Raw genomic sequence first — 12781 nt, forward strand, 5'->3', positions numbered from 1 at the left:
GTTAAGCGGCTTACGACCGGCCGACCTTCGTCACCTGTCGGGTGCGATGATGAGCGCCGCGAACAAGCCCCTACTCGTTCCGCGCGATCGCGGTCAGCTTGGTCATGTTCCGCAGCAGGATCCGGCCGCGCTGGAGATCGAGGATCGCTTCCTTGCGCCAGGCCTGGAGCTGGCGGTTGACGCTTTCGCGGGCGGCGCCGACGAAGACGCCGAGCTGCTCCTGCGAGATGTGGACCTCGGAACCGAAATCGGCGGCGAGCGCGCAGAGCCGCCGCGCCAGCCGCACCGGCAGCGGCTGCAGCATGGATTCTTCCATGCGCTCGCTCTGCCAGCGGATGCGCTGGCAGAGCAGCGCGATGATTTTGATCGCGACCTTGGGCTCGCGCTCAAGGAAGCCGAGGAAGTCTTCGCGCCGCAGCACGAACAATTCGCTGGCCTCGCCCGCGGTCGCGTCCGCCGTCCGGTTCTGGCCGTCCAGCACGGCGACCTCGCCGAACAGGTCGCCCGGCCCCATGAAGTTCAGCGTCAGCCGGCTGCCGTCGGCGGCGCCGGTCTCGATGCGGACCTGGCCGCGGCGCACGCCGAACAGCGCATTGCCGGGATCGCCCTTCTGGAACAGCACCTCGCCGCTGGCCAAATGCTGGGTGTGGCAGAGATTGGACAGCCGCTGGAGCTCGTCTGCGCCGAGATCGGCGAACATCGGGTTCATCTTCAGGATGACCGCAAATTCGGCCTGCTTGCTCATGTCAATGTCCTTGTGAACGTCCTGGTCATCGTCTCTTGGCAAATCGTCTTGGCAAATCGCTTGAAACCATCAACCTCAGGATCGCGTAAAACCGCGCTGGAGAAGTGTGTCATAAGTCACATAACTTTGCAGCACCCCCTGACTATTTTTACGCGCTTGGAGCCGCTTCCCGTCCGGGGATAAACTCCGGGCGCAAAGGACGGGTGATCGGCCGGGTTCGGCGCGGATTGTCCGTCGCTGGAAAGTCGAGATGAGAGCATTGAAATTCGTCGGCGGGGCTTTGGCCGCCGTCATCGTCGTGATCGCACTTCTGCTCGTGGTCGGGATCCCCTCGGGCTTCCTGACCTCGACGATCGCCTCGCGCCTCGAGAGTGCGACCGGCTATCGGCTGTCGATCGACGGCACCACCAAGATCAGCCTGTGGCCGACGCTGAACGTCACGCTGAACGACCTCACGCTGGCCGACCCCAAGGACCGCAGCGGCATCACGCGCCTGACGATCGATCGCGTGCAGGCCGACATGTCGCTCGCGAGCGTGTGGTCCGGCAGGCCCGAGATCAGCGAGCTCGTCGTCACCCATCCCGTGCTCTACCAGCCGCTGCTCCGCGAACGCCTGCCGAATGCAACCGCCCCTTCGAAGCCGCTCGCGCTCGACACCAAAGGCGCCACCATCGACCGCATCAAGATCACCGACGGCGAAGTGGCATTCTCGCGCCTGCGCGACCGTGTCGAGGGCCGCATCAGCGCCATCAACGCCGACGCGACCCTGGACCGCGACCGCAAGGTCAATATCACCGGCACCGCGCGCGTCGGCGATCACCCGACCAAGTTCGACATCAAGGCGGCCTCGCCGGCCGAACGGCCGGCGTTTCAGGTGGATTTCGCCATCGACATGCCCAGCGTGCTGAAATCCCGGCTCACCGGCCAGGCCGAGATGCGGCTGAGCGGCAATGTCGTGATGATCAACGGCGTGAACGGCAGGCTCGGCGACGGCGCCTTCAACGGCTGGGCTTCCGTCGACATCGCGAGCAAGCCGCTGGTCAAGGTCGATCTCGACTTCCAGCGGTTCGCGATGCCGCTGGCGAAATCGCCGGAAGGCGTGTCGGGGCAGCCCTGGAGCAATGCGCCGATCGACGTGTCCGGGCTCAATTATGTCGATGCGCAAGTGCGGATCTCCGCCAACGAGGCCGTGATCGGCGATGCGCGGATCGCGCCGCTGGCGCTCGACGCCAAGCTCGCCGGCGGCGTGCTGAAGGCCGGCACGGCCAATCTCGGCGCCTATGGCGGCCAGGTCTCGGGCGAGGTGATCCTGGACGCGACCACCGGCGCGCCAAGCTTTGCCATGCATTCCGACCTCGTCGGCGTGCGCGCGCTGCCGCTGCTCCAGAGCCTTGCCGAGTTCGATCGCATCGACGGCAAGCTGCAGGCCAAGCTCGCTTTGCGCAGCGCCGGCAACAGCCAGCGTGCGCTGATGGCGAACATGCAGGGCACGGCCTTCGTCAATTTCCAGGACGGCGCCATCCGCGGCATCAATGTCGCGCAGATGATCCGCTCGCTGACGACGAGCACGCTGTCCGGCTGGCAAGGAAGCCAGAATGGAAACCAGAACGGAAACCAGGACCCGAGCCAGGAGCAGAGCACGGATCTGTCGCAGCTCTCGGCCTCCTTCCGCATCGACAAGGGTCAGGCGGTGACGACCGACCTCAACCTGATCGGGCCGCTGGTGCGCGTCACCGGCGCCGGCACCATCGCGCTCGACACCAAGATGATGGGCTTTCGCGTCGAGCCCAAGCTCGTGATGACGACCGAAGGCCAGGGCCGCACCTCCGAGCCGGTCGGCTTCGGCATTCCCGTGATGATCCAGGGCTCCTGGTCGCAGCCGCGGATCTACCCCGATATGGCCGGCATGCTGGACAATCCCGACGCCGCCTATGCCAAGCTGCGCGAAATGGGCAAGGGCCTGTTCGGTCCCGACGGCGCCGGGCTCGGCAACATCCTGGGCAGCCTCGGGCTGGGTGCCACTGCCGCGCCGGGCAGTGGCAATGCAACCGGCAATGCCAATCCGCAAGGCCAGCAACCGGGACAGAACAATCTGCTCGGCGGCCCGCTCGGGGAAGCGATCGGCAATCTGATCCAGCAGGGTCTCTCCAGCGGCGCGGGGAGCGGCACTGGCACCGGCACCGGGCGCAACCGCAGCCTGCCGGCAACGCCCTCCACGGCGGCGCCGCAGGCCTCGCCGGCGGCCCCAGCCCTGGAGGACCCACCGGCCGCGCAGCAGGACAGTCAGCCAATGAACGACGTGCTGCGGCAGCTCTTCAATCGATAAGCTCCCTCCTTCGAACGGATCCGGCTGCGACAATCGCCGCCGGTCCACCTGCCCAGGAGACCACAGGGGTAACCACACCGGCCGGTCCGCCGCCGCGTGACGGCCCTTCGGTCCAAATTGTGATAGAACGGCTTGGAAGGGCCTGTACGGCCCGTAGCGCGCGGCGTCAGTGGCGGCGCGAGAGGATCGGGATGGCAGGAGCGAACGACAAGACACGATCTCTGCGCGAGGGCCTGTTCGCCAAATACGTCGTCTCCCTCGTCGGCCTCGTCGTGTTCGTCCTCGCCGTCAACGGGGCGATGGAGACCTGGATCTCCTACCGCGCGACGCGGACACAGCTGACCGACGGCCTGGAGGACAAGGCGCAGGCAGCCGCCCGGCGCATCGAGCAGGCGATTTCCGAGCTCGACCGCCAGATCAGTTGGGTGACGCGCGCGAGCCAAGACACGCTGGAGAAGCGCCGCGCCGACTATGCCTCTCTGCTGCACCAGGTCTCGGTCGTCAACCAGCTGTTCCAGCTCAACGGCGACGGCCGCGAGGTGCTGCGCGTCTCCAGGCAATCGACCACGACCGGCGGCAATGCCGACCTCTCCCGCGACGTGCGCTTCACCGACGCCGTCGCCCGTGGCGTCACCTACGCGCCCGCCTGGTTCGCCGACCGGACGCCGTTGATGTCGATCTCGGTGGCGCATTCCGGCTTCAATGCCGGCGTCACCGTGGCCGAGATCGATCTCGGCTTCCTCTCCGACTTCCTGTCCGACGCGCAAGTAGGCAAGGCCGCCTTCGCCTATGTCGTCGATCCGCGCGGCCGAGTGCTGGCGACGTCATCGAAAGGGCCCGAGATCGGCAAGGACCTCTCCAAGCTGCCGCAGGTGGCAGCCGCGATCGCGCCCGGCCACGAAGCCGAGACGTCGGGCACCGACTTCAACGGCCATGCGGTGATGAGCGCCGCGAGCATCGTGCCGAAGCTCGGCTGGAGCGTGCTGTTCGAGCAACCGACCACGCAGGCCCTGATGCCGATCCGCGACCAGCTGGTGCGCATCGCGCTTCTGATCGGCATGGGCCTGATGGTCGCGATCCTCGCCGGCACGCTGCTCGCCCGCCGCATGATCATCCCGATCACGGCCCTGCGCGACGGTGCGCATAAGCTCGGCGAAGGCGATTTCAGCCACCGCATCGACGTGCACACCTCCGATGAGCTGGAAGACCTCGCCGGGCAGTTCAACCGCATGGCCGACCAGATCCAGGAGACCTATTCGAACCTGGAGAGCAAGGTCGAGGAGCGCACCCGCGATCTCGCGCAGTCGATCCACGAGCTCAAGGTGCTGGAGGAGGTCGGCCGCGCGGTGTCCTCCTCGCTCGATCTCAACGCGGTGCTTGCGACCATCGCGGCCCGCGCGATCGAGATCACCCGTGCCGACGCGGTGCTGATCTACGGCTTCGACGCCGAGGCGCGCCGCTTCAACCTGGTCGAGGCAGGCGGCATCGACAAATCCGCCGAGGGCGCGCATGTCACCATCGCCCAAGGCGGCAACATCCTGAGCGATGCCGCCGACAGCGGCGAGCCGATCGCGCTGGCCGAGCTTAGCGATGCCGCCGAGCAGCCGCTGCGCGAGGCCGCGCTCGCGGCCGGCTTCAACTCGGTGCTGGTGGTGCCGCTGATCGACCAGCAGGGCACGCTGGGCTCGCTCGTGGTGCTGCGCCGCGCCACCGGGGCGTTCGCGCCCAGCATCATCGGCCTGATGCGCACCTTCGCCAACCAGGCCGTGCTGGCGATGCGCAATGCGCAGCTGTTTACCGAGGTCGACCACAAGAGCCACGCGCTGGAGGCGGCGAACACGACCGTGCGCGCGCAAGCCGACAAGCTCCGCGAGCAGACCGAGCAGCTCAAGGACTGGAACAAGTCGCTGGAGGAGCGAGTCAGGACCCAGCTCGGCGAGATCGAGCGCATCCGCAAGCTCGAGCGTTTCCTGGCGCCGCAGGTGGCGCAGCTGATCGCCTCCTCCGACAGCCCCGAGGGCCTGCTGACCAGCCAGCGCCGCGAGGTCACGGTCGTGTTCTGCGACCTGCGCGGCTTCACCGCGTTCACGGAAGCGACCGAACCGGAAGAGGCGATGAACGTGCTGCGCGAATATCACGCCGCGCTCGGCCAGTTGATCTTCAAGTACGAGGGCACGCTCGACAAATATGCCGGCGACGGCGTGATGATCCTGTTCAACGCGCCGATCCAGTTCGAGGACCACACCAAGCGCGCTGTGAAGATGGCGGTGGAGATGCGCGACACCATCGGCCCCCTGACCGAGCGCTGGCGCAACCGCGGTCATAGCCTCGGCTTCGGCATCGGCGTCGCGCTCGGCTATGCCACGCTCGGCCAGGTCGGATTTGAGCAGCGGCTGGAATATGCCGCGATCGGCAGCGTCACCAACCTCGCCTCGCGCCTGTGCGGCGAAGCCAAGCCGAACCAGATCGTGGTCAGCCGCCGCGTCTACGGCATGGTCGAGCCATGGGTCGAGGCCCGCGCGCTCGACGATCTCCAGCTCAAGGGCTTCAATCACCCCGTGCTTGCGATGGAGATCCTGAGCTGGCGCGAGGAGATGGAGAACGTGGTGGACGCCACGGCGGTGCGGCGGAGAGGGTAGCCAAAACAAAAGTGCGAAAACAACCCCATGCACAGTAGGCGGGCCTTTGGGATCAATGACTTACGGCAGGCTTCGCCCGCGTGCCGCGCGATTTGACACGTCGGGCAAAACACCGGCCGATTGGCAGCATCCTCAACGCCTCCCCGAACCACATCCCTGCTCCCCGCGACCAACCCTCGCCTCAACGGCGAGGCTGAATCCGGATGGAGACGAGCCGTGGCATTTCCGCTGCCTTCGCGTGCCTATGATTTGCAGATGCTGGACCGGCCCGCGGATCGGTCGCGCGACCAGGGCTGGGTGTTTGGGCTGCCGCCGGGCATTGCATCCGAGCAATGGCCGCTCGATCCCGTTACCGGCTATCCCTTGATGCACGGCTTCACGCTTCTGCTGCCGGAGGATTATCGGGTGCATGGCAATGACATCGTCGCATTGTCGTTCTTCGCCACGGCGCCCGATCACAATGATGGCGGCGCGCCCGACGATCCCGAGATTCGCGAGGCGGTGCTGGCACGGCCGGCGCATCCGCGCCTGTCGCGCATGACCGACATTCTCGATTACGCCTATGCCGCGCTGCTGCTGACAAGGTCCGAATATGACGGCGCGTTCGCGACACCGCCGGCGCCGCTTGCGCTGGCAACAGTGGAGCGGCCGCGCTGGCTCGACGTCGGCGGCGCCAGCGCCTTCTTCGAGGCGGCGCCGGCCTATGCGAAGAAGATGTTTGCAGCCCCGCCGCGCGCCGATCTCAGCGAAACGCGCGCGATCGCGCTGTCGCCGCGCGCTGATGATCCCAACGCCGGCAAGGGCCCGCAGGATGAGTACGTGCGCGAAAATCCGCCGACCGGGTATCAGCCATATTACTACTATGTCGGCGGCACCCCTAGCCGCGACAATTTCCGCCTGCACGACTGGGCCAGGGATCACGCCCACAACCATCTCGGCGGCACCATGCGGCCGTGCCAAGCCGTGCCGGAGATGAGCCCGTTCTACATCGAGTTCGAGGAATATTTCGGCGGCTACAATTTCGGCGGCGGCAACGCGCAGCTGGATTTCAGGGATATGAAGTTCGACTGGGCGTGCGGGTGATCACGCCCCCCGCTTCGGCCCGATCGCCTCGAACCCGGCCTTTTGCTCGTCGCTTAGGTCGGCCTGGAAATCGTCGAGCGCGTCGCTGATCGCGCCGACGGCTTGCAGCATGGTCTGCAGCCGCGCCTTCACGGCGACGAGGCGGGCCTGCGGGGTTGCGGCGGGCTCGGTCGGACAGGCGCTGAGCGTCTGCATGGTGCGGAGCGTGGTGTCCTGCAGCACCTCGAAGCGGGCGCGGGCGACCTCATCGAGATGGAGCGTGGTGGCGATGTCGGCGGCGGGCCATTGCTGCTGGATCAGCTGCTCGTATTGGCGCTGGGCGTTCTCGTCGGAAAGAGGATCGTAGTCCGCCTGGCATGCCTTGGCCGCCTGCGCGTCCTTGGAAGCGTTCTTGTCAGCGTTCTTGCTCGCGTTCTTGATATCGTTCTTGTCAGCGTTTTTGGACTGATAGGACGCCAGCACGGCGCGACGCTCGCTGGCGAGGGCGTTGAGTCGGGCTTTCTGGTCGTCATTGAGCAGGCCGACGAATTTCGACAACGGCGCTTCCATGGTGTCGATGGCCTTGATCATGGCCTCGACACGCTCGCGCATCAGGCCGAGGCGCTCCGCCGCATTCGCAGGGGTTTGCGCCGGGCAGGCGGTGCGGATGGTGTCGCGCGCGGCAAGCCAGGCGGATGAGAGCTCGTCGAGTGCGGTGCGCTGAGCTTCGTTCGGTGCAACGGCGCTCGCGATGCGCTCGACCGGCAGGCCGCCGGTGTCGCTGGCCTCGCACAGCGTCTCCGCGGTCGGGACCTTTCGCGCGCGACGGCCTTGCGGCACGGTGTAGGCGGCGAGCTCGGTGGCGGCATAGGGCGTGAACAGCGCGGCATAGATATCGCCGTAGCCGTAGAGCGAGAGGCTGGTGGTGTCGCCGAAGATGATCGCATTGGTGAGATCGTCATGCGCGAACGGCCAAAACACCGGGCCGACCCAGCCGTAGCTGCCATCGGGATGACGCCACCAGCCTTGCGGGCGGCGGCCGCCTTGCCAGCCCGCCAGCGCAGCCTGCGCCGTGAGGGCCGCACGCATCACGTAAGGGTTCGACTGCTGGCTGCGGTCGGCCCCGCGCGGGTCCTGCGACCTTAGCGCAGCGGAGCGGTAGCGGCCGCCGCGCACCGCCATGCGGGAATGGCGCAGGCGCGACAGGCCGATCACGTGGCCGACGGCGAAGCGCGCAACCCCGACCGGACCGCCGCGCAAGCCGAACTGCGCCTCGGCTCTGTCAGGCAGCAGCACTGCTGCAACCACCAGGATCGCGCCAGCCAGCGCCAATCCCATGCGTCCCGGCATGATCGTTGACCTGACGACCAATTTGGCCAGGTCTTGTTTGGCCAGGTCTTGTTTGGCCACGACTTGTTCGGCCACGTCTTGGCCCTCCCACCCGCGCCAAGTGCGCAATGCGTCGCATCACGAAGACGCGCGAGGGAACCGAATGTTCCAGAGAGACACAGGACAATGCGTCGCAACGCGCCGGCCGTGCCGTGTCACTCGGCCTTTTGCGGCATCACGAAGGTCTGGCCGGGATAGATCAGATTAGGGTTTTGGATCTTGTCGCGGTTGGCGTTGAAGATCACGGCGTAGCGGGAACCGTCGCCGTAAGCGAGCCGGCTGAGCGCCCACAGGCTGTCGCCGCGGGCGATGATCCGGCTGCCGACGGCCTCGGCCGGTGCGGCGGTGAGCACCTCCGCCGGCGAGGCCGATGCGACCGCGGTGGCCGCCGGCGCATGCGCGAGAGTCCTTGGTTTCGGTGCTCCGATCAGTTTTGGCCGGGCCGCTTGCTTCTCAGGCACCGACGCCAGCCGCGGCGAGGCCGACGGCAGCGCGGCGACGACATCCGATTTGTCGTCGGGCTTCTCGGCCGGCTTGGCCTCCTGCTTCGCAACCGGCGGCGTGCGCACGGGCGGCGGCGCCGCCGCCGCGGCGATGGTGACCGGCATGGTCCGGCCGGATTCGGTGACCGTGCCGTCCGGCGCCCTGGCGCGGAGCGTCAGGTCATACGAGCCGGCCGGCAGCTGCGGCGGGGTCATCACGAATTGGCCCGAGGCGTCGGCGACTACGCTGTCGAGCGGCTTGCCGTCGCGCATCAGCTCGACCCGCGCGCCCGGCGTGGCGCGGCCGGCAATCACCGCCGCCTCGCCGTGATCGTCGATGCGGGCGACGTCGAAACGGGGGCCGGCATCTGCAGCCGGCGCCGGCGGCTTGACCAGCACGAGGTCACCGAGCGCGGCCACCTGCTTCTGGGTCTCGGCCAGCGCGCCCGCCTTCGGCTCGGGTGCAGGCGGCGCGCTGTCGGCGAGCTTCGGCTGTTCCGGCTTCAGCTCTGGCTTGGACTCAGGCTTGAACTCGACCTTGGGCTCGACCTTGGCTTCAAACTTGGGCTCGACCTTGGCTCCGGCTTGGGGTTCGACCTTGGCCTCCGGCTTGGCGGCGACGGTGACCTTCGGTCCATCAGGCAGCAGGCGGCGCAGCTCGGTCGGCCCGATCACCAGCGCGGTGCCGACCAGCGCGAGCAAACAGAAGGCAATGAAGGCCTTGGAGGCGGTGATCATCTGAAAAGGACCTTAGGTGGCAAATCAGCCGAGGCCGGCAAGGTGCGCCGATTTGGCTGCCGCAGCAAGACTGTCGATCGGATTAGACCCCCGTCCGGCGCATCGGATCAACCGGCGCAACCATGCGGGTGTCCAAGCATCAAGGCCGGTTCGCGGCCTTCTTCAAGGGAATTCCTCCCGTGACCGTATTCTCCCGTGCCGCGCGATCACTCGCGTTGGTGGTGACGCTGCCCGTTCACTCGCTTGAGCTGCCTCCTGCCCGCCGTCCGGCTTCACGCTCTGCGACGATGCCGATCTCGCCTTCACCTCGCCGACGGCGCCACCAAGCTCGAGCAGTACATGAAGAGCGTCGCGGCGAAGGGGCCGGCGCATTGGAAATGCCGCTGACCTAGAGACCGGCAAGTTCGATGGGCCGGAGATGTTCGCCAAGACCAACGCGGAAGCCTTGAAGTGGGCAATCGAGCGCTGACATGCTGCGGTATTGCCGCGATCGCCTGTGCGATGGAACCAACTCTCTGATTCCATTCCGATTCATATTTTCCTAACCGTCAATGGTAACCGGGTCTTGTCGGGTTTGCTGCATCTTGCATCCCACGGGAGGGCTGGATGGGCGCATCGATCCGATGGACCGCACGAACGCGTGCGTTGTTCCGCCGTTGGCGCGGGGCGCCGCTGACGTGGCTGATCGCCGGCGGCTTCGTGCTGATGCTCGCGACCGCCATCGGCACCGCGCTCACCGTCGACCGCTTCCGGCAGAATGCTATCGAGAGCGGCCGCGACAGCCTGGAAAACGCCGTCCGCATGCTCGCCCGGCATTTCGACCGCCAGTTCGAGGACTTTGCGGTGCTGCAGAAGAGCATCATCGCGGAGCTCGAGAGCCACGGCATCGCCTCCGCCGAAATCTTCCGCAGCGAGATGGGCACGCTCGCCGTGCACGAGGTGCTGCGCGCGAAAGCCAGCGGCTGGTCCGACATCGCCGGCGCCAATGTGTTCGATGCCAGGGGCGTGCTGATCAACTCGTCGCGGCAATGGCCGGTCGCCGATGTCTCGATCGCCGATCGCGGCTATTTCAACCGTCTCAAGGACGATCCGGCTGCGCAAGAGGAAGTGGAGGTCGTGCCCGGCCGGCTCGGCAACGGACCGGCGATCGTGTTCGCGCGGCGCATCTCCGGCCCGCACGGCGAATTCCTCGGGCTGGTGTCGCGCGCGATCGCGCCCGAGCAGCTCGAATCCTTCTTCGCCTCGACCGGGCTCGGCGAGGATTCCTCGATCGCGATGCACCACCAGAACGGCCAGCTGCTCGCCCGCATTCCCCACGTCGAGGCGATGATCGGGCAGAACTTCCGCACCGGCACGCCGGAGCAAATGGCGGTGTTCGAGCGCACTTTCGTCACCACCCAGCTCGCAAGCCCTATCGACGGCAAGGACCGCATCGTAGCCTCGCGCCTGCTCACCGGCGAGCCGCTGGTCGTGGTCGCGACCAAGTCGCTTGATGCGACGCTGGCGACCTGGCGAACGCAGACGAAATTCTTCGTCACCATTGCCGCGCTGTCGATTGGCCTGTTGGTGCTCACGCTCTTTCTGATCTTCCGCCAGGTGACGCATCGCCTGTCGCTCGAGAAGCAGCGGCTCGACACCGCGATGAACACGATGACGCAGGGCCTTTTGATGTTCGATCAGGACGAGCGGCTGATCGTCTGCAATCGCCGCTACGTCGAGATGTACGGGCTCTCGGCCGCTGTGGTGAAGCCCGGCGTCCACTTCCGCGACGTGATCCGGCACCGCCGGGACACCGGCTCGTTCGAGGGCGACGTCGAGGCCTATTGCGACGACATCCTGAGCAATAGCGGCCGCACCAAGAGCGCGATCGTCGAAACCGCCGACGGCCGCCTGATCGAGATCAAGAACCAGCCGGCCGCTGCCGGCGGCTGGCTCGCCACCCATGAGGACGTCACCGAGCGCATCCGCGCCGACGAGCGCATCGCCCATCTGGCGCATTATGACGCGCTCACCGATCTGCCCAACCGCGTGCTGCTGCGCGGGCATTTGGAACGCCGCGTCGCCGAGCTCGCTCAGGGCAAGCCGTTCGCGATCCTCTATATCGACGTCGACGAGTTCAAGGGCGTCAACGACTCGCTCGGACACGAGGTCGGCGACGAGTTGCTGCGCCAGGTGGCGAACCGCCTGCGCGCCTGCGTCAGCGGCAACGACATGGTCGCGCGGCTGGGCGGCGACGAATTCGCCATCGTCAAGGCCGGCACCTCCGATCCGGCCGAGCTGACGGCACTGGCGGAAACCATCCTCAAGGCATTGCGCGCGCCGGTGGATTGCAGGGGACAGGAGATTCCGACCGATGCCAGCATCGGCATCGCCATCGCGCCCGACCACGGCGACAATCTCGACGATCTGCTCAAGCGCGCCGATCTGGCGATGTATGCGGCGAAGTCGCAGGGACGCCGCACCTTCCGCCTGTTCGTGCCCGAATACGACGCCAAGGTGCGGCAGCGCCGCCAGCTCGAGCTCGATCTGCGCCAGGCGCTCGCACGCGGCGAGTTCGAGGTGCACTACCAGCCGCTTGTCGACCTCACCGCCAATGTCGTCACCGGCTGCGAGGCGTTGCTGCGCTGGCGCCATCCCGAGCGCGGCATGGTTTCGCCGGCGGAGTTCATCCCGGTCGCCGAAGACACCGGCCTGATCGGCGAGATCGGAGAATGGGTGCTGAAGCAGGCCTGCGTTGAGGCAGCCTCGTGGCCGGGACGGATTCACATCGCGGTCAACGTGTCGCCGGTCCAGTTCCGCTCGCGCACGCTGGCGCTCAAGGTCGCCGCCGCCCTCGCAGAGTCCGGGCTCGCGCCGGGACGGCTCGAGCTGGAGATCACCGAGACGGTGCTGATCCGCGACGACGAGGAGGCGCTGGCGATCCTGCAGCAGCTGCGCGAGCTCGGCGTGCGCATCGCGCTCGACGATTTCGGCACCGGCTATTCCTCGCTCAGCTATCTGCACCGCTTCCCGTTCGACAAGATCAAGATCGACCGCAGCTTCATCAGCGACATCGGTCAGTCCGAGGACTCCTCGCCAATCGTGCAGGCCGTGGTGCACATGGCCGCCGCGCGCCATATGGCGACCACCGCCGAAGGTGTCGAGACCGAAGCGCAAGCCGAGGTGCTGCGCCAGCTCGGCTGCAGCCAGATGCAGGGCTGGCTGTTCAGCCCGGCGGTACCGGCGGCGAAGCTGAAGCAGCTGCTGGCGGCGCAGGCGGTCGCGGCCTAGCCGGCGACGCCACGTCTGCCCGGATGTCCGCTGCGAGGAGAGCGGCGCCGCTGAGTGTTTGGTTCGACGTCGTGCGGCGATTTGACAATCAGCGACCGACAGCTATCAATTCATTGAATTCTGCGCACCT

7 protein-coding genes are annotated in these 12781 nt (G+C 66.8%); 4 read left to right on the forward strand and 3 right to left on the reverse strand.

The annotated features are described in order from the left end of the window. Window positions 1-70: 70 nt before the first annotated feature. Window positions 71-745, reverse strand: coding sequence for a Crp/Fnr family transcriptional regulator (locus ABIA45_RS26570; protein WP_036044931.1), 675 nt, complete (start codon window positions 743-745; stop codon window positions 71-73). Between the two features lie 250 nt (window positions 746-995). On the opposite strand from ABIA45_RS26570, the gene ABIA45_RS26575 reads away from it, so the two are divergent. The 3 genes from ABIA45_RS26575 (at window position 996) to ABIA45_RS26585 (ending at window position 6793) form a co-directional block, all read left to right on the forward strand. Beyond that, window positions 996-3071, forward strand: coding sequence for an AsmA family protein (locus tag ABIA45_RS26575; protein ID WP_404654366.1), 2076 nt, complete (start codon window positions 996-998; stop codon window positions 3069-3071). 191 nt (window positions 3072-3262) lie between these two features. Then, entirely contained in the window at window positions 3263-5710 is a 2448-nt protein-coding gene (locus tag ABIA45_RS26580) for an adenylate/guanylate cyclase domain-containing protein (RefSeq protein ID WP_404654367.1), read from the forward strand. 216 nt (window positions 5711-5926) lie between these two features. Continuing rightward, window positions 5927-6793 carry a hypothetical protein gene (locus ABIA45_RS26585; RefSeq protein ID WP_404654368.1) on the forward strand — a complete coding sequence of 289 codons (867 nt, stop codon included), beginning with the start codon at window positions 5927-5929 and terminating at the stop codon, window positions 6791-6793. Here ABIA45_RS26585 and ABIA45_RS26590 read toward each other — a convergent pair whose 3' ends face one another. Beyond that, entirely contained in the window at window positions 6794-8122 is a 1329-nt protein-coding gene (locus ABIA45_RS26590) for a Spy/CpxP family protein refolding chaperone (protein WP_404654370.1), read from the reverse strand. A gap of 194 nt (window positions 8123-8316) precedes the next feature. Further along, complete coding sequence (locus ABIA45_RS26595; protein WP_404654372.1) at window positions 8317-9381, reverse strand: LysM peptidoglycan-binding domain-containing protein; 1065 nt, start codon at window positions 9379-9381, stop codon at window positions 8317-8319. A 606-nt stretch (window positions 9382-9987) separates the two neighbouring features. Between ABIA45_RS26595 and ABIA45_RS26600 the strand changes: the two genes are divergently transcribed. Next, a complete protein-coding gene (locus ABIA45_RS26600) occupies window positions 9988-12651 on the forward strand; it encodes an EAL domain-containing protein (RefSeq protein ID WP_271539795.1) in 2664 nt (887 codons plus the stop codon). Window positions 12652-12781: the final 130 nt, after the last annotated feature.

The organism is Bradyrhizobium sp. USDA 336 (genome assembly GCF_044908355.1).
In the GTDB taxonomy this organism is placed as follows: domain Bacteria; phylum Pseudomonadota; class Alphaproteobacteria; order Rhizobiales; family Xanthobacteraceae; genus Bradyrhizobium; species Bradyrhizobium yuanmingense.

Excerpts from the sequence above, each read along its gene's own strand:
- ABIA45_RS26570 (WP_036044931.1), bottom strand. The coding sequence starts at position 745 with ATGAGCAAGCAGGCCGAATTTGCGGTCATCCTGAAGATGAACCCGATG.
- ABIA45_RS26575 (WP_404654366.1), top strand. The coding sequence starts at position 996 with ATGAGAGCATTGAAATTCGTCGGCGGGGCTTTGGCCGCCGTCATCGTC.
- ABIA45_RS26595 (WP_404654372.1), bottom strand. The coding sequence starts at position 9,381 with ATGATCACCGCCTCCAAGGCCTTCATTGCCTTCTGTTTGCTCGCGCTG.
- ABIA45_RS26600 (WP_271539795.1), top strand. The coding sequence starts at position 9,988 with ATGGGCGCATCGATCCGATGGACCGCACGAACGCGTGCGTTGTTCCGC.
- ABIA45_RS26580 (WP_404654367.1), top strand. The coding sequence starts at position 3,263 with ATGGCAGGAGCGAACGACAAGACACGATCTCTGCGCGAGGGCCTGTTC.
- ABIA45_RS26590 (WP_404654370.1), bottom strand. The coding sequence starts at position 8,122 with ATGCCGGGACGCATGGGATTGGCGCTGGCTGGCGCGATCCTGGTGGTT.